The following is an 18,716-nucleotide window of genomic DNA, read 5'->3' on the forward strand; positions in this document are numbered from 1 at the left end:
TGTTTGCGGAGCACTTCTGCGGGAATCAGCCAGGAAACGAGGAGGGCTGATGAAGGCTGTTGTGTGGCACGGAGTGGGTGACATCAGGCTGGACGATGTGGACGATCCGGGCATCCAGGAACCGACGGACGCGGTCATCCGGATCACCCGCAGCGCGATCTGCGGCACCGACCTGCACATGGTCCGCGGCACCATGCCGGACATGGTCGAGGGCACGGTCCTCGGCCACGAGGCGGTCGGCGTCGTCGAGGAGGTCGGCCCTCAGGTACGCGGCTTCACGCCCGGTGACCGGGTCGTGGTGACCTCCACGATCGGGTGCGGGACGTGCTCCTACTGCCGTGCCGGGTACTACGCGCAGTGCGACACGGCCAACCCGAACGGACCGGAAGCCGGCACCTGCTTCTTCGGCGGCCCGAAGATGACCGGACCGGTCAACGGCCTGCAGGCCGAGTACGCGCGGATCCCGCACGCGACCACGTCGTTGGTCCGAGTGCCGGACGCGGTGAGCGACGACCAGGCGATCCTGCTGTCCGACATCTTCCCCACGGCGTGGTTCGGCGCCCGGCTGGCCGAGGTCGGCTCCGGTGACACCGTGCTGGTGCTCGGGGCGGGTGTGGTCGGCCAGTTCGCGGTCGCGTCGGCGAAACGGCAGGGCGCCGGCCGCGTGATCGTGGTCGACGGCATCGAGTCCCGGCTGCTCAAGGCGCGGGAGCAGAACGCCGAGACGGTCAACTTCAACGAGGAAGACCCCGCCGAGGTGGTGAAGGAGCTGACCGGGGGCATCGGTCCCGACCGGGTGATCGAGGCGGTCGGTGTCGACGCCGAGAAGCCGGGAGGTGAGCGGACCGGTGAGCAGTGGAAGCCGGGTGACGCGCCGGAGCTCGCGCTGAAGTGGGCCGTCGAGATGGTTGCGAAGGCCGGCACGATCGGGATCATCGGCGTGTACCCGCCGGGGTTCGAGCAGTTCCCGATCGGCGAGGCGATGAACAAGAACCTCACGCTGCGGATGGGCAACTGCAACCACCGCCGCTACCTGCCGCGGCTGCTCGACCTCGTGGTGTCCGGGGTCGTCGACCCCACCGCGTTCATCACCAAGCACGAGAAGCCGACGGCCGCGATCGACGCGTACAGGTCGTTCGACCTGCGCGAAGACGGCTGGCTGAAGACGGTCCTCGATGTCGCCTGAACGGGTGGTCGTGACGGGCGGAGCGGGCTTCCTCGGCTCGCACGTCTGCGAAGCGCTGCTGAACGAGGGCGCGCAGGTCGTGTGCGTGGACGACTTCCGCACCGGCTCGCGCGCGAACGTGCCCGAGGGCGTCGGCGTGGTCACCGCGGACGTGTCGCGGCCGCTCGACCTGCTCGGGCCGGTCGACCTGGTGCTGCACCTCGCGTGCCCGGCGTCGCCCGTGGACTACCTGCGGATGCCGGTGGACACGTTGCGGACCGGTGGTTTCGGCACCTACCACGCGCTGGAACTGGCCCGCCGCAAGGACGCCCGCGTCGTCGTGGCGTCCACGAGCGAGGTCTACGGCGACCCGTTGGAGCATCCGCAGCGGGAGTCCTACTGGGGCCACGTCAACCCGATCGGACCGCGCAGCGTCTACGACGAGGCCAAGCGGTTCGGTGAGGCGATGACGATGGCGTTCCGGCAGGAACACGGCGTGAACGCGGGCATCGTGCGGATCTTCAACACCTACGGCCCGCGGATGCGCGCGACCGACGGCAGGATGATCCCCACGTTCCTGCGGCAGGCACTGGCGGGTGAACCGCTGACCGTGCACGGGGACGGCAGGCAGACCCGGTCGCTGTGCTACGTCTCCGACCTGGTGCGCGGGCTGCTCGCCATGGCCCGCACCGACCAGGCGGGTCCGATCAACCTCGGCAACCCGGCCGAGGTGACGGTGCTGGACGTCGCCCACAAGACGATCGAGGTCACCGGCAGCACGTCGGGGATCCGCCACGTCGAGGCGATGACCGACGACCCGCGCCGCCGTCGTCCGGACATCGCGCTGGCGCGGCAGGTCCTCGGCTGGCAGCCGAAGGTGCCGCTGGAAGAGGGCCTGCGGTCGTTTGCAAGGCACTTCGCCGGGTAGCCGCTCATCATGCGAGTCCTCGGGATCAACGCGGTGTTCCACGACCCGGCCGCCGCGCTCGTCGTCGACGGGCGGACGGTGGCGGCGGCGGAGGAGGAACGGTTCTCCCGCCGCAAGCACGGCAAGCGGCCGGTGCCGTTCTCCGCGTGGGAGCAGCCGGAACTGGCCGCCCGCTGGTGCCTGGAGCAGGCCGGGCTGACGGCGGCGGACCTCGACGCCGTCGCCTACTCCTACGACCCGGACCTGGTCGACGCCGAGTACGCGCCGTGGGAGGACCTGCGGACGCAGTACGTGCGGCGCGCACCGCAGTTCCTGGCGACCGTCCTACCCGGTCTCGACCCGGACATCGTCCGGTTCGTGCCGCACCACGTCGCCCACGCCGCCTCCACCGGCCTGGCCGCCCCGTTCGCGGGCAACTGCGCCGTGCTGGTGGCCGACGGCCGCGGCGAGTGCGGGTCGCACCTGGCCGGCCGGTACGTCGACCAGGAGCTCACGACGCTGGCGGCGCAGAAGCTGCCGCACTCGCTCGGGTTGTTCTACGAGGACCTGACCGAGCACCTGGGCTTCCTGCGGTCCAGCGACGAGTACAAGGTGATGGCGCTGGCCTCGCACGCCAAACCGGTGCACCTCGACCTGCTGCGCGAGCACGTGGTGGTGCGTGACGGCGGTTTCGAGATCAAGCCGCTCGACTGGAACGTGCTGGCCAAGAAGCGCTCCGGTGACGAGGAGCTGTCGTCGGAGCACGCGGAGCTGGCCGCGTCCGTGCAGGTCCGCGTGGAGGAAGTGCTGCTGGAGCTGGCTTCGTGGCTGCACGAGCACACCGGTGAGCGCCGCCTGGCGATGGCGGGCGGGGTCGCGCTGAACTGCGTGGCCAACACCCGGATCTTCGCCGAGGGCCCGTTCGACGAGGTGTGGGTGCAGCCCGCGGCCGGTGACGCCGGCACCGCGCTGGGTGCGGCCCTGCACGTGAGCACGGACGCGGTGGAGCCGATGCCGACCGCCGCGCTGGGCCGCGGTTTCTCCGACGCCGAGATCGAGTCGGTGCTCAAGACCGCCGCCGTGCCTTACGAACGACCGGACGACGTCGCCGCCGAGGTGGCGCAAGCGTTGGCGGACAACAAGATCGTGGCGTGGTTCCAGGGCCGCAGCGAGTACGGGCCGCGGGCCTTGGGACGGCGTTCGCTGCTCGCGAACCCGTGCTACCCGGAGAACCTGACCCGGCTCAACGACGTGAAGGGCCGAGAGCAGTTCCGCCCCGTCGCGCCGATGGTGCTGCTGGACCGTGCCTCTTCGGTGTTCACCCGCGGGCCGATCCCCAGCCCGTACATGCTGTTCGTGCACGACGTCCGTCCGGAGTGGACCGACCGGATTCCGGCCGTCGTGCACGTCGACGGCACCGCGCGGGCCCAGACCGTCGCCGGCGACCCGTTGCTGGAACGGATGCTGCACGGGTTCGAGAAGCTCACCGGCGTGCCGGTGGTCGTCAACACCAGCCTCAACACCGCGGGCCGCCCCATGGTCGACACCCCGCGCGACGCGCTGGAGTGCTTCGGCTCCTCGCCGGTCGACCTGCTCGCCATCGGACCGTTCGTGGTGCGCCGATGACCTACTCCGTCGTGATCCCCACGATCGGCCGGGCGGGCCTGTCCCCGTTGCTCGAGGTGCTGGACAACGACCAGGGCCCGGCGCCGTGCGAGGTCATCGTCGTTGACGACAGCGAGACCAGGCTCGGCCCCGCCGCGGCCCGCAACGCCGGGTGGCGCGCGGCCCGCGGCGACTGGGTGGCGTTCCTCGACGACGACGTCGTGCTGCCACCGGACTGGAAGGCCCAGCTCGCCCGCGACCTGGAGGGGCTGGCCGACGACGTCGCCGCCACCCAGGCCAGGATCATCGTGCCGCTGCCGTCGAACCGACGGCCGACCGACGCCGAACGCGGCACCGCCGGTCTCGCCGACGCGCTGTGGATCACCGCGGACATGGCGTACCGGCGGTCGGTCCTGCAGCGGACGGGCGGGTTCGACGAACGGTTCCCGCGCGCCTACCGCGAGGACGCCGAGCTGGCGGTGCGGGTGCAGGACCTCGGACACCGGATCGTGCGCGGTGACCGGATCACCACGCACCCGGTCAAGCCGGCGACGTTCTTCACCAGCGTCCAGCAGCAACGGGGCAACGCCGACGACGCGTTGATGCGCCGGTTGCTCGGTCCCGGCTGGCGTGCGCGCATCGGCGGCCGTCCTGGTCGGTTGCGCGAGCACCTGGTGACCACCGCCGCCGGGCTGGGTGCGGTCCTTTGTGGACTTGTGGGGTTGCGGCGTGCGGGTGTGGCGCTGGGCCTGGTGTGGGCCGGGTTGACCGGGCGGTTCGCGGTGCAGCGGATCTTGCCGGGACCCCGGGACCCCGCCGAGGTGGCGCAGATGGTGGTCACGAGCGCGGCCATCCCGCCGGTCGCCTGCTGGCACCGGCTGCAGGGGGAGCTGCGGTGGCGCAGGGGTGCGGCGCACGTGCGGTGGGACGAGCTGCGAAGCCGGCGGGACGGACCGAGCGTGCGGCGGAGTGAGCCGGGGTCGCGGCGGGCCGGACGATGAGGGTGCTCGTGCTGCGGGCGCTCGGCTTGGGCGACCTGCTGACCGCCGTGCCGGCGTTGCGCGGGCTGCGGAGAGCGTTCCCGGACGCGGAGATCACGCTCGCCGCGCCGGAGTGGCTGCGTGATCTCGTGGACCGGATCGACGCCGTCGACCGGTTGCTGCCGACGGCCGAGCTGGCGCCGATCGCGTTCGACCGGCCCGATCTGGCGGTGAACCTGCACGGGAAGGGACCGCAGAGCGTCGAGCTGTTGCGGGAGACCAGACCGCACCGGTTGATCACGCACGAGACGTGGGACGACGATCGGCACGAGGTGGTCCGGTGGTGTGAGCTGCTGGAGCGGAACGGGATTCCGTGCGACCCGGACGACCTGGCACTGCCGCCGGTCGGACCGCGCACGGACACGGTGGTGATCCACCCCGGGGCGAGCACGGGAGCGCGGAGGTGGCCGGCGGAGAGGTACGCGGAGGTGGCCGGGGAGCTGGACATCGAGGTCGTCGTCACCGCCGGGCCCGGCGAGCTCGACCTCGCCCGCCGGATCTCGCCGACCCCGTTCTCCGGCACCCTCGCCGAACTCCTCGACCTCGTCGCCACCGCACGCCTGCTGATCTGCGGCGACACCGGTGTCGCCCACGTCGCCACCGCCTACGGCACCCCGTCGGTCCTGCTCTTCGGCCCGGTCTCGCCGCGGCAGTGGGGTCCGCGGCACGGCCCGCACCACGTCCTCTGGCACGGCGGCACCGGCGACACGTTCGCGGAAGAACCTGATCCCGGCCTGCTGAAGATCTCGGCGGCCGAAGTCCTCGACGCGGTAGGAGGTGTGCTGTGCAGCCCCAGCGAATCGGAGTCGTCGGCGCGGGTTACGTCGGTCTGACCACGGCGGCGTGCCTGGCCGAGCTCGGGCACGACGTCGTGTGCGCGGACACCGACACGGCGAAGGTCGAGGCGCTGGCCTCCGGTGAGATCGGTCTGCACGAACCGGGACTGCGGGAGCTCGTCGTCAAGAACGCGCACCGGCTCCAGTTCGTCACCGACACCGCGCAGGCGATGTCCGATGTGGACTTCACGTTCGTCTGCGTGCCGACGCACGTCGTGGAGTCCGTCGTCACCGCGGCACCACCGGACTGCCGGCTCGTGCTGAAGTCCACGGTCCCGGCGGGCACGGCGGCGAAGTACCCCGGTGTGGTGTCGAACCCGGAGTTCCTGCGGGAGGGGCACGCCGTCGAGGACTTCCTGAATCCCCAGCGGATCGTGGTCGGCGCGCAGGACGAGCGGCTCGCGCGTGAGGTGGCCGCGTTGTACGAGACGACGGGCGCACCCGTTGTGGTCACCGACAACACGACTGCCGAGGTGGTCAAGTACGCCAGCAACTGTTTCCTGGCGCTCAAGCTCTCCTACGTCAACACCCTCGCGGAGCTGTGCGAGCGGCTCGGCGCGGACATCGACGGCGTCACCGAGGGCATGCGGCTCGACGACCGGATCGGCGGGTCCTGCCTGGAGCCGGGACCGGGCTGGGGCGGGTCGTGCCTGCCGAAGGACACCAGGGCGTTGCTGGCGACGGCGGCGGAGGCCGGTGTCGAGTTCCCGACGCTGGAGGGTGCGCTGACCACCAACGGCCACCAGCCGCGGCGGGTCGTCGACCGGGTCAGGGCCGAGACGGGGGCGTTGCGGGGCAAGAAGATCGGTCTGCTGGGTCTCACGTTCAAGGCCGGCACCAACGACCTGCGCGAGTCGCCGGCGCTCAAGATCGCCGAGCTCCTCGGCCAGGAGGGCGCCCGGCTGACCGCTTACGACCCGTGCGTCACCGGCGACCTCGACGGGATCGAGGTCCGCACGAGCGCGGTCGAGGCCGCGCGGGACGCCGACGTGCTGGTGGTGCTGACCGAATGGCCGGAGTTCGCCGAGCTGGACTGGCCGGAGCTCGCCGGGCACACCGCCACCCCGGTCATCCTCGACACCCGCGGCGTCGTGCCGGAGGACAAGGTGACCGAGGCGGGGTTCCGGCTCGTCAGGACTGGCCGCTGACGCCGATGTGCACGACCTTGACGGTGGTCATCTCGTCGAGCAGCTCCGGGCCGTAGCCGAACCCGGTGCCCGACGCACCACGAGGCTGGGCGGCGCCACCGGGGGCGCCGCCGAAGACGTTGTTGACCTTCACCGTGCCGACCGGCAACGTCCGCCACGCGCGGGAGGCGTGTTCCATGGAGTTCGTGAGCACGGTCGCGGCGAGGCCGTACTCACCCGAGCACGCCTCGGCCAGGCCGTCGTCGAACGTCGGCACCAGCTGCACCGGCGCCACCGGGCCGAACGTCTCCTCGCACATGATCCGCATGGCGGACGTGCAGTCGGTGAGCACGGTCGCGGGGTAGTAGGCGCCGCGGCCGGCCGGGATCTCGCCGCCGACCAGCGCCCGCGCCCCCGCCGTGACCGCTTCGGCGATCTGGGTGTGCACGAACTCGCGGTGCCGGACGTCGACCAACGGCTGCGGCTGCTCGTTCCACTCCCGCGCCAGCACGCACAGCTCCTCCAGGAACGGTGCCGCGATCGCCTTGTGCACGTAGATCCGCTCGACCGAAACACACAGCTGACCGGCGTTGGTGAACGCCCCCAGCGCCGCCTGCGCCGCCGCCCACTTCGGGTCCACGTCGTCATCGATCAGCAACGGGTCGTTGCCGCCGTTCTCCAGCAACAGCTTCGCCTTCGACGACGCGGCGATCGCCCGCCCGGTCGCCGTGCTGCCGACGTGGGCGACGACGTCGACGTCACCGCGCACCAGCGCGGCGCCGACCGTGCCGTCGCCGGTGAGGGTCTGCAGGACACCGGACGGGAACAGCGGGCGCAGCACGGTGTCCAGCAGCAGGCCGGTGTGCGGGCAGCGCTCACTCGGCTTGTGCACCACGGTGTTGCCGGTGACGAGCGCCGCGCCGAGCAGTCCGCACGCCACCGCCACCGGGTCGTTCCACGGCGTCAGCGCCGCCACCACACCGCGCGGCTCCGGGATCATGAAGTCGACCGCGGTGCCGAGCAGCGACCGGCCGCGGTGGACCGGTCCGAGCTCGGCGTACTGCGCCAGCGTCGAGGCACCGGCCAGCACGCCCTCGCGCGCCGACGCGAACGGCCGCCCGGTCTCGGTCTCCACGACGGCCGCCAGGTCGCTCGCGTTCTCTCAGCTCCGCGGCGGCCGCGGCGACCGCGGCCCCGCGTTCGGCCGCCGGCAACGCCGCCCAGGACACCTGGGCCGTGCGAGCGGCGGCGAGCGCGGCCGTCACGTCGTCTTCGCCGGCGGCCGGCAGCCAGCCGACCAACTGGTCGTCGAGGGGGCTGTGGACATCGATGGCGTGCATGGCGGTCATGTCCGTCGGGTACCCCGGTGAGCAGGGAGAAACCTGGAGGAGACCCATGCCCGGACGCGAGGAACTGCCCAGCACGGTGGCGCGCTCGTCGAAGAAGGCCCAGCGGACGTGGATCAAGGCGCACGACTCGGCCGTCGAGACCTACGGCGAGGGGGAACGCGCGCACCGCACCGCCTTCTCCGCGCTCAAGCACAGCTTCGAGAAGGTCGGCGACCACTGGGAGGCCAAGGACGAGAAGGGTCCGTCCGACCCGCAGGCCGAACGCAGCACCCCGGCCCAGGGCGACACGGCCGGTGGGGTGGACGCGAACGCGAGCAAGCAGCACCTCTACGACCTGGCGAAGCGGCTCGACATCGAGGGCAGGTCCCGGATGAGCAAGGACGAGCTGGTCGACGCGATCGGCAAGGCCAACAACCGCGCGACCGCGAAGGCCCGGTCGTGAAGGTCGTCGTCACCGGCGCGACCGGCAACGTGGGCACGGCGCTGCTGCGCAGGCTCGCGAAGGAGTCCGACATCGAGGTGCACGGCATCTCCCGCCGCCGCCCGGCGAACGAGGAGCCGTACCGCGGGGTGCGGTGGACCCCCGTCGACGTCGGCCGGCCGGGCGCGGAGGAGGTGCTCGCGGCCGCGTTCGAGAACGCCGACGCGGTGGTGCACCTCGCGTGGATGATCCAGCCGTCGCACGACGACCGCGCGCTGTACCGGACGAACGTCGCCGGGTCGGCCCGCGTGTTCACCGCCGCGGTCGAGGCCGGCGTCGGGCACCTGGTCCACATGTCCTCGGTCGGCGCGTACTCACCGGGTGACAAGGGTCTGCGGGTCGACGAGTCGTGGCCCGTCAGGGGCGTGCGGACGTCGTTCTACAGCAGGCACAAGGCGGCCGTGGAGCACCTGCTGGGCCAGTTCGAGTCCCAGCTGCTCGTCACCAGGCCGCGGCCGGGGCTGATCCTGCAGGCCGACGCCGGGTCCGAGATCCGCGACTACTTCCTCGGCAGCCTCGTGCCGCGGTGGCTCTTCCGGCACCGCATCCCGATCTTGCCGTTGCCGCGCAGGATGGTCCTGCAGTTCGTCCACGCGGACGACGTCGCCGACGGGCTCGTGCGGATCCTGCGGCACCGCCCGCAGGGCGCGGTGAACCTCGTCGCCGACCCGGTCGTCACTCCCCGTGTTCTCGCCGAGGTGCTCGGAGGCCGGCACGTTCCGGTACCGGCACGGCTGATGCGTCTCATCGCGAACGTGTCCTGGATGTTGCGCCTGCAACCGACTCCGCCCGGCTGGATCGACCTCGCGCTGCAATCACCGCTGCTCGACGCCTCGCGGGCGCGGGACGAGCTCGGCTGGGAGCCCGCGATCGGGTCGCGCGAAGCACTTCAAGCACTTGTCCGGGGCATCGGCGCCGGTCAGGAGGTCGACGCCAGCCCGGTCCTGTGAGGAGGGGAGAACCGCTTCGCCGAGTAGCGTTTCAAGCGGCGTTTCTCGGCTAAATCTCCTCTATGGACGGGACTTTCGACGCGGTCCTCTTCGACCGCGACGGCACGCTGATCCGGGACGTCCCGTACAACGGCGACCCGAGTGTGGTGACACCCATGCCGGGTGCGCGCGAGGTGCTGCGCGAACTGCGCGCACAGGGCGTGCGCACCGGCGTGGTGACCAACCAGTCCGGCATCGGCCGCGGCCTGCTCACCCACGAGCAGGTCGCGGCCGTGAACGCGCGGGTCGACGAGCTGTTCGGCAGGTTCGGCACCTGGCAGATCTGCCCCCACGCGCCCGACGAGGGCTGCGCGTGCCGCAAGCCCGCTCCCGGCCTGGTCCTGGCCGCGTGCGAGGCGCTCGGCGTCAGTCCACACCGCACGCTCATGGTCGGCGACATCGGTGCCGACGTGGAAGCGGCGGAGGCCGCCGGTGCGGTGTCTTTGCTGGTGCCGACCGAGGTGACCAGGGCCGACGAGGTCGCGCGCGCCCCGCGCACCGCCGACGACCTGCTGGCCGTGCTGGAGCTGGTCCGATGAGGACGTTGGTGGCGCGCCTCGACAGCGACGGCGACGTGCTGCTGGCCGGCCCCGCGATCCGTGCGGCGGCGACCGCGGGCGAGGTCGTGGTGCTGTGCGGGCCGAACGGCGTCAGGGCGGCGGAGCTGCTGCCGGGCGTGAGCCGGATCGTCGAGTGGGAGTGCCCGTGGATCGTCCACCCGGCGTCCGAGGTGCGACCGGTCGACATCGAGGCGGTCATCGCGCTGGTGCACGGCATTCGGGTCGACGTGGCATTGGTGCTGACCTCGTTCCACCAGAGCCCGTTGCCCACGGCGTTGTTGTTGCGGCTGGCCGGCGTGCCGCGGATCGTGGCGCGCTCCACCGACTACCCCGGCTCGCTGCTGGACGTGCGGCTGCGCGACGACCCGGACGTGCCGGAGGCGTTGCGGGCCTTGGAGGTCGCTCGTGCGGCGGGCTTCGCGCTGCCGGAGGGTGACGACGGCCGGCTGGCCGTGGTGGACCCGCCCGGCCCGATCTGGACCCCCGTACGTGGTGGTGCACCCGGTGCGACGGCTCCCCACCTGGTCGCCGGACCGGGGCCAAGGCGGTGGTCGCGCTGACCGCCGCGGGCACCGGGTCGTGACCGGGACCGGCGAGCCGGGCTGACCGAGCACGTCGCCGGCGTGCGGGCTCGACCTGGGCGCGCACCAGTTTTCGCGAGCTGGCCGGTGCTGGCCGCCGCCGACGCGGTCGTCGTCGGCAACACCGGCCCCGCCCACCTCGCGGTCGCGGTCGGCACTCCGGTCGTGTCGTTGTTCGCGCCGGTGGTGCCCGCTGTCCGGTGGGCACCGCACGGCAAGCACGTGCTGCTCGGAGACCAGGACGCGCCGTGCCGGGGGAGCAGGGCGCGGGAGTGCCCGGTCCCCGGCCACCCGTGCCTGGACTCGGTCGACCCGGCCACCGTGGTCGCGGCGGTCGCGGAGGTGACGGTGTGAGGATCCTGCTGTGGCACGTCCACGGCTCGTGGACGCATTCCTTCGTCCAGGGAGGGCACGAGTACCTGCTACCGGGCCCACCCGAGGGCATCGGCCTGGCCGGGCGGCCCTGGTCGGCCCGCGAGGTCGAGTTGTCCACTGTGGACCCGGATGTCGCCGTGGTGCAGAACGTCGACGAGCTTTCGCTGGTACCTCGCGGGATTCCGGTCGTGTACCTGGAGCACAACACGCCCAAGGCGCCCGGCGAGCGGCACCCGATGGCCGACTGGGACGGGACCCTGGTCCACGTCACGCACTTCAACGACCTGATGTGGGACTGCGGCACCACCCGCACGATCGTCATCGAGCACGGCGTGGTCGACCCCGGTCCGCTCTACACCGGCGAGCTGCCCCGCGCGGCCGCCGTGATCAACGAACCGGTGCGGCGCGGCCGGATCGTCGGCACCGACCTGTTGCCGCGGTTCGACCCGATCGACGTGTTCGGCATGGGCACCGAGCAGATCGGCGGCATGGGGGACCACGACCTCCCGTCGCTGCACCGGGAGCTCGCCCGTCGCCGGGTCTACGTGCACACGCCGCGGTGGACGTCCCTGGGCCTGTCGTTGCTGGAGGCCATGCACATCGGCATGCCGGTGGTCGCGCTGGCGTGCACGGAAGCCGTGCGCGCGGTGCCACCGGAAGCCGGTGTGGTGTCGACGGACGTGGAGGAGTTGGTGCGCGCGGTGCGTGAGCTGATGGCCGATCCGGCTCTCGCGCAGGAGAAGGGCAAACGCGCTCGGGAATGGGCGTTGTCGCGGTACGGGCTCGAAGCGTTCCTGCGGAACTGGGACGTGGTGCTGAAGGAGGTGTGGGTCGGATGAGAATCGCAATGGTTTCTGAACACGCCAGTCCGCTTGCGGCGTTGGGCGGCGCGGACGCGGGAGGCCAGAACGTGCACGTCGCGTCACTCGCGGCGGCTCTGGTCCGCCGCGGTCACGACGTCGTCGTCCACACCCGCCGCGACAGCGGGGCGTTGCCCGACCGGATGCGGACCGAGGACGGCTACGACGTCGTCCACGTGCCGGCCGGGCCACCGGGCGAGCTGCCGAAGGACGAGCTCCTGCCGCACATGGCGGAGTTCGGCCGGGTCCTGCTGGCGGACTGGCAGGAACGGCGGCCGGACGTGGTGCACAGCCACTTCTGGATGTCCGGCCTCGCCTCGGTGCTGGCGGCCAGACGGTCGCGGGTCCCGATCGTGCACACCTACCACGCGCTGGGCACGGTCAAGCAGCGCCACCAGGGCGCGGACGACACCAGCCCGTCCCAGCGGACCGCGGTGGAGCGGCTGGTCGGCCACGAGGCCGACGTCATCGCCGCGACCTGTGAGGACGAGGTGCACGAGCTGCTCGCCATGGGGCTGCGGCGTGACCGGATCACCGTCGTGCCCTGCGGCGTCGACCCCGAGCTGTTCGACGTCGCGGGCCCGGCGGCGGAGCGGTCCGATCGGCAGCGCATCGTGTCCGTCGGCAGGCTGTTGCCCCGCAAGGGCTTCGCCGACCTGATCGCCGCGCTGCCGCTCGTGCCGGACGCAGAGCTGGTGATCGCGGGCGGCTCGGCGGACCTGTCCGCGGACCCGGAGGCACGGCGGCTGACCGCGATCGCGGAGTCGCTCGGCGTGTCCGGCCGCGTGCGCCTGATCGGTCAGGTGGCCCGCGCGGACATGCCCGCGTTGCTGCGTTCCGCCGACGTCGTGGCGTGCGTGCCCTGGTACGAACCGTTCGGCATCGTGCCGTTGGAGGCCATGGCGTGTGGTGTGCCGGTTGTCGCGTCGGCGGTCGGTGGTCTCACCGACACCGTGGTCAACGGCGTCACCGGTGTGCTGACGCCTCCGCGTGACCCGCGTGCCCTCGGCCGGGCGTTGCGCACACTGCTGGCCGACCCGTCCCGCAGGATGGCGTACGGCATCGCCGGCCGCGACCGGGTCGAGGCCAGGTACACCTGGGACCAGGTCGCCGCCCGCACCGAGCTCATCTACGGCGCGCTCGTGAACGGGCTGCGCGCCACGACGCGGATGGCGGTCGCCCGATGACCCTCGAAAGCCACCTCGCCGGGTTGAACCACACCCTGGCGGGTCTGCAGGCCCAGGCCTCGCGCGTGCACCGCTGGGGTGCGCGCCTCGCCCACCTGCTGTCGGCAGGCGGCCGGTTGCTCGCCGCGGGCAACGGCGGGTCCGCCGCCGAGGCCCAGCACCTGACCGCGGAGCTCGTCGGCCGTTATCGGCACGACCGCCGGCCCTTCGCGGCGTTGGCGTTGAACGCCGAGACGTCCAGCATCACCGCGATCGCCAACGACTACGGCTACGACCAGGTGTTCGCCCGTCAGGTGCTCGCCCACGCACGGCCTGATGACGTGGTGCTGCTGATGTCGACGAGCGGCAAGAGCCCGAACCTGCTGGAGGCGGCACGTGCGGGCCGGGTGGCCGGTGCGACCGTGTGGGCGCTGACCGGGGAGCTGCCGAACCCGTTGGCAGCCCTGGCCGACGACACGCTGGCGTTGCCGGGCGATCCGTGCCACGTGCAGGAAGCGCAGCTCGTGGTGGTGCACGCGGTGTGCGAGGCCTTCGAGGCGGCGCTGCCCGTCGTCGGGCGGAGGGTGTCGTGAAGCTGGTCGTGGTCGGTGACGCCCTGCTCGACATCGACGTCGACGGCACCGTCACCAGGGTCTGCCCGGACGCGCCCGCACCCGTGCTGGACGTGGCCGAGGAACACGCGCGTGCCGGTGGCGCGGCGTTGGCGGCGACGATGGCGGCCCGCGACGGCGTCGACGTCACGCTGGTCAGCGCGGTGTCCGACGACGAGGCCGGGCGGCTGGGCTCGTCGAGGTGCCCGCGCTGTTCGGGCGGTCGGGACCGGTGCCGGTGAAGACCCGGCTGCGCAGCGGCGGCACGTCACTGGCCCGCGTCGACCGCGGTGGCGGCGGACCGCCGCCGCAGGTGAGCGACGACATGCTCGACGCCGTGCTGGCCGCGGACTTCGTGCTCGCCTCCGACTACGGCCGCGGGTTGCTCCGCGACGAACGCCTGCGCTCGGTGCTCACCCGCGTGCCGGTGGTCTGGGACCCGCAACCGCGCGGGCAGCCGACACCGGGCGCCCGGCTCGTGACCCCGAACCTGCCTGAGGCCACCGCGTTCAGCGGTACCGCGGACGCCGAAAGGCCGCCCTGCGGGAGAGGTGGCAGGCGCAGGCCGTGGTCGTGACGCTCGGGAAGTCCGGCGCGTTGCTCCACTGCGGAGGGACACCGGTCGCCGTGCCCGCACCCGCCGTCGCGGCGGCCGACCCGTGCGGTGCGGGGGACCGGTTCGCCGTCGCGTGCGACGAGACTGGCGCAGGGCGCCGCACCCGACGACGCCGCGACGCGGTGGCCAGGCGGCGGAGTTCCTGGCGGCGGGCGGGGTGACCGGCATGCGCGCCCAGCCGTCGTCCACTGTGGACGCGGTGCGCAAGCGGGGCGGGGTCGTGGTCGCCACCGGCGGCTGCTTCGACGTCCTGCACCCCGGCCACGTGCGGATGCTGGCGGCGGCCAGGGCGCTGGGCGACTGCCTGGTGGTGTGCCTGAACTCCGACCAGTCGGTGCGCCGGCTCAAGGGCGAGCACCGGCCGGTGAACGGCCAGGCCGAGCGGATCGAGGTGCTGAAGGCGCTGGCGTCCGTGGACGACGTGGTGGTGTTCAGCGAGGACACCCCGGAACAGGTGCTGGGCCGGCTGCGCCCGGACATCTGGGTGAAGGGCGGTGACTACACCGCCGAGCTGCTGCCGGAGACGGCCGTGGTGCGGCGCTGGGGCGGGCGCACGGTCGTCGTGCCCTACCACCGCGGTCATTCGACGACCGAGATCCTGTCGAGGAGGGCTTAGATGCAGGTGCTGGTGACCGGTGGCGCGTCCGGGTTGGGCGCGGCCGTGGTGGACGCGGTGCGCGAGGCGGGCGGGAAACCGTTGGTGCTGGACAAGTCCGCGCCTGACAACGCGCACGACTTCGAGCTCGTCGACCTCGCGACGGCCGGGCGGCCGAACAGGCCGTGGCGGTGCTCGCGCAGCGCAACGGCGGCCTGGACGCGGTCGTCACCGCGGCGGGGATCGACCGGTGCGGAACGCTGGCGGAGGTACCGGCCGACGAGTGGGAGAACGTCGTCCGGGTCAACCTGTTCGGCACCGCGGCCGTGATCCGCGCCGCCCTGCCGCACCTGGACGGCGGCCGGGTGGTGACCGTCGCGTCCACCCTCGGGCTGAAGGCGGTCAGCGACGCCACGGCGTACTGCGCCTCGAAGTTCGGTGTCGTCGGCTTCACCCGCGCACTCGCCGCGGAGCTGGCGGGCCGCACCGGCGTGACGCTGATCGTGCCCGGCGGCATGCGGACGAAGTTCTTCGACGACCGCACGGAGCAGTACCGGCCGAAGGACCTGGAGCAGCTGAACCCGCCGGACCGGGTGGCCGCCGCGATCCTGTTCGCACTGAGCCAGCCACCGGGCTGCGAGGTGCGCGAGCTCGTGATCGCCCACGCCGAGGAGCCCTCCTGGCCGTGAACGAGCTGGACGAAGACTCCCAGAGGGACAGCGAGTTCTTACCGGCCAGGCGCCCGAACCACCTGGTGGTGGCGGCCAGCCTGACCGCGCGCGGCGGCCTGCTGTGGTTGCCGGTCGCCGGGATCGTGGCGCTGACCGGCAGGAAGCAGGCCGCTGGGCGCGCGTTGCTCGCGGCGGTCGTGGCGATGCCGCTCGGGCACCTGGTCAGCCTGGTGGTGCACCGGCGCAGGCCGCACTCGACGCTGCCCGCCCGCCTCGCGCTGCCGGAACACCCGCGCTCCTCGTCGTTCCCCTCGAAACACGCGATGACGGCTGCCGCGTTCGGCACCGTCATCGCGGTGGAGGACCCGCCGGCCGGGGCGTTCGTCACGCCGTTGGTGCTGTTGGTCGCCTACAGCCGATTGCGCACACGGGTGCACTGGCCCACCGACGTCATCGGCGGGTTGGCACTCGGCGGGCTGGTCTGGGTCGTGTGGGGCGTGCTGCGGCGAAAGCGCTGAGCCCGGCCCGCGTCGTGCGGACCGGGCTCAGGCGCTGTTCGCCGTTCAGGCCGGGATCGGACGCTCCGCCAGCGCCGTGGCGACCGCGTGCAGGTTCGCCGCCATCGTGCGACCCGTGTTCTCCGACCACTCGTGACCCTCGTCGGTCTCCGAGTAGCTGGGTCCGGGGCCGGGACCGCGGTTCCAGTACGTCCACGCCTGGCCGGGGATCGTGTAGCCGATGTCGCCGAGCCCGCCGGCGATCTCGCTGATCACGTGGTGCGCGCCGTCCTCGTTGCCGGTCACGACCACACCCGCGACCCGGTTGTAGGCCACCGGCCGCTCCTGGTCGTCGGTCTCGGAGATCATCGCGTCCATCCGCTCCAGCGCCCGCTGCGCCAGCGACGACGGCCGCCCGACCCACGTGGGCGTGGCGAACACCAGGATCTCCGCCTGCAGGAGCGCGTCGTGGATGCGCGGCCACTCGTCGCCGTCACCGAGGTCGGTGGTCACGCCCGGCGGGATGTCCAGGTCCGCCAACCGGAAGGTGGAGACCTCGACGTCCTTCTCGACCAGTTCGTCGATCACGACCTGGGCGAGCAGGTCGGTGTTGGACTGGTCGGGCGACTTCTTGAGGGTGCAGTTGAGCACCACGGCACGCATCAGGGCTGCCTCCACTTCTCGTCGGCGAGCAGTTGACTGGCTTGCGGACCCATCAGGGACATGCCGCCGTCCACGACGAACGACGAGCCCGTGACGTACCCGGCCGCGGGTGTGGTCAGGAACGCCACCACCGCGGCGACCTCGCCTGCGTGACCCGGCCGGCCGAGCGGCACGCCGGGGCGCGACTCGGTGCGCGGGTCGACGTCCTCCTGACCGGTCATCGGTGTCGAGATCTCGCCCGGTGCCACGGAGTTGACGGTGATGTCGTGTTCGGACAGTTCCAGCGCGAGCACCTGCGTCAGCGCGCCGAGCCCGGCCTTCGCGGCGCAGTACGGCGCGGCACCCACGCGGGGCAGGTGCTCGTGGACCGACGTGATGTTCACGATCCGGCCGCCACGACCTCCGGCGATCATGTGCTTCGCGGCGCGCTGGGCGCACAGGAACGCCCCGTCCAGGTCGACCGAGAGCACCTGGCGCCACTTGTCGTAGGACATGTCCAGGGCCTTCTCGCTGCTGCCGGTGCCCGCGCAGTTCACCAGCACGTCGAGGCCGCCCAGTTCCTGCGCCAGCTCGTCCACGACGGCGGCGGAGGTGGGCAGGTCGGTGAGGTCGAGGCGGCGCACGGCGCACCGGCCGCCGTTGTCGCGGATCTCGGTGGCGGTGCGCTCGGCGCCGTCGGAGTCTTCGTGGAACGTGATGCCCACGTCGGCCCCGCCGCTGGCCAGAGCGACGGCGACGGCCTTGCCGATGCCGGAGTCCGCGCCGGTCACGACCGCACGCAGCGGCGCACCGGCCCGGTCCTGGGGCAGGGGTGCGGTGGTCATGGGACGCGAGTACCCACCGGCGTCGCGCCCATGCGGAGCGTGAAGTGGTTGAGCGTCGCGGGGAGCGGCTCGTCAAGCACACCGGCGAACGTGAGGTGCTCGGTCAGCGCGTCGAGCATCGCACTCGCCGTGACCAGCACCAGGTCCCTGGCGGGGCACTCGCCGGGGCCCGCGCTGAACGGCACGATCGCCGGGTCGCGCACCTCGTCCCACAGCTCCGGCGCGTACCGGTCGGCGAACGGCAACCGGTCGGGGTCGCGGTGGAAGAACGGTGTGAACACCACGAACTCGGTGTTCTCCGGCAACCAGGTGCCGTGCCAGCGGGTCGCGATCGTGCTCTCCCGCAGGATCACCGGCGTGGTCGGCCACAACCGGGCCGACTCCAGCACACCGCGCATCCCGCTGCCGCCCACGGCCAGCGCCCGCATCGTCACGATCCCTGCCGCGTCGAACGCGAACAGCCAGTGCGGCACCTGCCCGGACAGGTCACCGGGGAAGGCGGCCAGGCTGCCGGGCTCGCGGCGCGCCAGGTGCTCGTCGAGCCGGCGCTGGAAGCGTTCGCGCAGGCCACGCTGCTGCGGGCGGAGGAACGCCCAGTTCGCGTTCTGCCGCAGCGCCTTGAGGTCGTCGGTGAGCTGGTCGTCGTCGCGCGCGGCGTTGCCGAGCACGACCCTGCGCACGATCCGCCACCAGGTCTGGCTGAACCCGTCCCAGGTCAGCTCACCGTTGCTCATGACGTGCCGGACCAGCAGGTCGGCCTCGTCGCGCACGACGGCCTCGACCGGCACGTTCTCCGGCCGCAGCGCGCGTTCGTTGAGGTCGCGCCGCCGTTCCCGCTCGGCACCCTCCGAGATGAGCACGCCGTGCGGCTGGAAGTGCCGCAGGGCCGCCTTCTTCTCCTTGGTGGCCAACGCGAACGGCTCCGGTGACTCGCGCAGCAACCGCCCGACGTCGGCGGGGTCCACCAGCACCGCGATGCTGCGGCCGGTCACGCGCAGCCGCACGGGTTCCGGTCCGTAGCGGTCGCGCAGGTGCCGCATCGTGGCGATGGCGGCGGAGTCGGACTGGGTCTTCTCGGCGAGCGCCATCACGCCCGGCCTGCGGACGATGACGCCCTTCGCGAGTGTCGGGAGCAACACGGTCGCGAACACGCGCGCGGTGTCGAGTCGTGAAGAGATGGCCATGTCGACGACTACCC

The 18,716-nt window shown here is 72.3% G+C and carries 22 protein-coding genes and 2 pseudogenes; 20 read left to right on the top strand and 4 right to left on the bottom strand.

Annotated elements, in window-relative coordinates:
• Positions 1–49 precede the first annotated feature (49 nt).
• Genes BBK82_RS32830 through BBK82_RS32855 form a run of 6 tightly spaced genes read left to right on the top strand, consistent with a single transcriptional unit; the run spans position 50 to position 6,701 of the window.
• Positions 50–1,186, top strand: a complete 1,137-nt coding sequence (locus tag BBK82_RS32830; RefSeq protein WP_065918453.1) for a zinc-dependent alcohol dehydrogenase — start codon at positions 50–52, stop codon at positions 1,184–1,186.
• On the top strand, positions 1,176–2,093 hold the full coding sequence (locus BBK82_RS32835; protein WP_065918454.1) for a UDP-glucuronic acid decarboxylase family protein: 918 nt from the start codon (positions 1,176–1,178) through the stop codon (positions 2,091–2,093). Before BBK82_RS32830 ends, BBK82_RS32835 begins: the two co-directional genes overlap by 11 nt.
• Positions 2,094–2,102: 9 nt before the next feature.
• On the top strand, positions 2,103–3,698 hold the full coding sequence (locus BBK82_RS32840) for a carbamoyltransferase family protein (RefSeq protein ID WP_065918455.1): 1,596 nt from the start codon (positions 2,103–2,105) through the stop codon (positions 3,696–3,698).
• Positions 3,695–4,678 (top strand): glycosyltransferase family 2 protein, encoded by a 984-nt coding sequence (locus BBK82_RS32845; protein ID WP_065918456.1) that lies wholly within the window; start codon positions 3,695–3,697, stop codon positions 4,676–4,678. The genes BBK82_RS32840 and BBK82_RS32845 overlap by 4 nt, the downstream gene beginning before the upstream one ends.
• Positions 4,675–5,550, top strand: coding sequence for a glycosyltransferase family 9 protein (locus tag BBK82_RS32850; protein WP_065918457.1), 876 nt, complete (start codon positions 4,675–4,677; stop codon positions 5,548–5,550). The genes BBK82_RS32845 and BBK82_RS32850 overlap by 4 nt, the downstream gene beginning before the upstream one ends.
• Positions 5,502–6,701: a UDP-glucose dehydrogenase family protein gene (locus BBK82_RS32855; RefSeq protein WP_065918458.1), complete on the top strand. Its 1,200-nt coding sequence runs from the start codon at positions 5,502–5,504 to the stop codon at positions 6,699–6,701. Before BBK82_RS32850 ends, BBK82_RS32855 begins: the two co-directional genes overlap by 49 nt.
• On the opposite strand, the pseudogene BBK82_RS32860 reads toward BBK82_RS32855, so the two are convergent.
• Positions 6,685–8,029: pseudogene (locus tag BBK82_RS32860) on the bottom strand (aldehyde dehydrogenase family protein). The gene BBK82_RS32855 and the pseudogene BBK82_RS32860 overlap by 17 nt on opposite strands.
• Positions 8,030–8,075: 46 nt before the next feature.
• On the opposite strand from BBK82_RS32860, the gene BBK82_RS32865 reads away from it, so the two are divergent.
• The 14 genes and pseudogenes from BBK82_RS32865 to BBK82_RS54730 all read left to right on the top strand — a co-directional run bounded on the left by BBK82_RS32865 (position 8,076) and on the right by BBK82_RS54730 (position 16,052).
• The gene (locus tag BBK82_RS32865) at positions 8,076–8,471 is read left to right on the top strand and encodes a ChaB family protein (protein WP_065918459.1); all 396 of its coding nucleotides are present in this window, start codon (positions 8,076–8,078) and stop codon (positions 8,469–8,471) included.
• The gene (locus tag BBK82_RS32870; RefSeq protein ID WP_065918460.1) at positions 8,468–9,460 is read left to right on the top strand and encodes an NAD-dependent epimerase/dehydratase family protein; all 993 of its coding nucleotides are present in this window, start codon (positions 8,468–8,470) and stop codon (positions 9,458–9,460) included. Before BBK82_RS32865 ends, BBK82_RS32870 begins: the two co-directional genes overlap by 4 nt.
• Before the next feature lie 62 nt (positions 9,461–9,522).
• Positions 9,523–10,038, top strand: coding sequence for a D-glycero-alpha-D-manno-heptose-1,7-bisphosphate 7-phosphatase (locus tag BBK82_RS32875; protein ID WP_065918461.1), 516 nt, complete (start codon positions 9,523–9,525; stop codon positions 10,036–10,038).
• Positions 10,035–10,619 (top strand): glycosyltransferase family 9 protein, encoded by a 585-nt coding sequence (locus BBK82_RS56425; protein ID WP_335617994.1) that lies wholly within the window; start codon positions 10,035–10,037, stop codon positions 10,617–10,619. Before BBK82_RS32875 ends, BBK82_RS56425 begins: the two co-directional genes overlap by 4 nt.
• Before the next feature lie 108 nt (positions 10,620–10,727).
• Positions 10,728–10,994: a glycosyltransferase family 9 protein gene (locus BBK82_RS56430; RefSeq protein WP_335617995.1), complete on the top strand. Its 267-nt coding sequence runs from the start codon at positions 10,728–10,730 to the stop codon at positions 10,992–10,994.
• Entirely contained in the window at positions 10,991–11,854 is an 864-nt protein-coding gene (locus tag BBK82_RS32885; protein ID WP_065918462.1) for a glycosyltransferase, read from the top strand. The genes BBK82_RS56430 and BBK82_RS32885 overlap by 4 nt, the downstream gene beginning before the upstream one ends.
• Positions 11,851–13,062, top strand: coding sequence for a glycosyltransferase (locus BBK82_RS32890; RefSeq protein WP_065918463.1), 1,212 nt, complete (start codon positions 11,851–11,853; stop codon positions 13,060–13,062). Before BBK82_RS32885 ends, BBK82_RS32890 begins: the two co-directional genes overlap by 4 nt.
• A complete protein-coding gene (locus BBK82_RS32895) occupies positions 13,059–13,634 on the top strand; it encodes a D-sedoheptulose-7-phosphate isomerase (RefSeq protein ID WP_065918464.1) in 576 nt (191 codons plus the stop codon). Before BBK82_RS32890 ends, BBK82_RS32895 begins: the two co-directional genes overlap by 4 nt.
• A complete protein-coding gene (locus tag BBK82_RS56435; protein WP_083268303.1) occupies positions 13,631–13,894 on the top strand; it encodes a hypothetical protein in 264 nt (87 codons plus the stop codon). Before BBK82_RS32895 ends, BBK82_RS56435 begins: the two co-directional genes overlap by 4 nt.
• Complete coding sequence (locus BBK82_RS56440; protein ID WP_083268304.1) at positions 13,855–14,229, top strand: hypothetical protein; 375 nt, start codon at positions 13,855–13,857, stop codon at positions 14,227–14,229. The genes BBK82_RS56435 and BBK82_RS56440 overlap by 40 nt, the downstream gene beginning before the upstream one ends.
• The gene (locus tag BBK82_RS56445; protein ID WP_170068002.1) at positions 14,226–14,429 is read left to right on the top strand and encodes a hypothetical protein; all 204 of its coding nucleotides are present in this window, start codon (positions 14,226–14,228) and stop codon (positions 14,427–14,429) included. The genes BBK82_RS56440 and BBK82_RS56445 overlap by 4 nt, the downstream gene beginning before the upstream one ends.
• Positions 14,342–14,884 carry a D-glycero-beta-D-manno-heptose 1-phosphate adenylyltransferase gene (gene rfaE2, locus BBK82_RS56450; protein WP_335617997.1) on the top strand — a complete coding sequence of 181 codons (543 nt, stop codon included), beginning with the start codon at positions 14,342–14,344 and terminating at the stop codon, positions 14,882–14,884. Before BBK82_RS56445 ends, rfaE2 begins: the two co-directional genes overlap by 88 nt.
• Positions 14,885–15,552, top strand: a pseudogene (locus tag BBK82_RS32905) (SDR family oxidoreductase).
• Positions 15,549–16,052, top strand: coding sequence for a phosphatase PAP2 family protein (locus tag BBK82_RS54730; RefSeq protein WP_237047699.1), 504 nt, complete (start codon positions 15,549–15,551; stop codon positions 16,050–16,052). The pseudogene BBK82_RS32905 and the gene BBK82_RS54730 overlap by 4 nt, the downstream one beginning before the upstream one ends.
• Before the next feature lie 45 nt (positions 16,053–16,097).
• Here BBK82_RS54730 and BBK82_RS32915 read toward each other — a convergent pair whose 3' ends face one another.
• From BBK82_RS32915 to BBK82_RS32925, 3 genes are read right to left on the bottom strand one after another with little or no spacing between them, the layout of a single operon-like run.
• The gene (locus BBK82_RS32915; RefSeq protein WP_065921528.1) at positions 16,098–16,694 is read right to left on the bottom strand and encodes a flavodoxin family protein; all 597 of its coding nucleotides are present in this window, start codon (positions 16,692–16,694) and stop codon (positions 16,098–16,100) included.
• On the bottom strand, positions 16,694–17,518 hold the full coding sequence (locus BBK82_RS32920) for an SDR family oxidoreductase (RefSeq protein WP_065918465.1): 825 nt from the start codon (positions 17,516–17,518) through the stop codon (positions 16,694–16,696). Before BBK82_RS32920 ends, BBK82_RS32915 begins: the two co-directional genes overlap by 1 nt.
• A complete protein-coding gene (locus BBK82_RS32925) occupies positions 17,515–18,702 on the bottom strand; it encodes a cytochrome P450 (protein ID WP_065918466.1) in 1,188 nt (395 codons plus the stop codon). The genes BBK82_RS32920 and BBK82_RS32925 overlap by 4 nt, the downstream gene beginning before the upstream one ends.
• Positions 18,703–18,716 lie beyond the last annotated feature (14 nt).

Source organism: Lentzea guizhouensis (genome assembly GCF_001701025.1).
Lineage (GTDB): Bacteria > Actinomycetota > Actinomycetes > Mycobacteriales > Pseudonocardiaceae > Lentzea > Lentzea guizhouensis.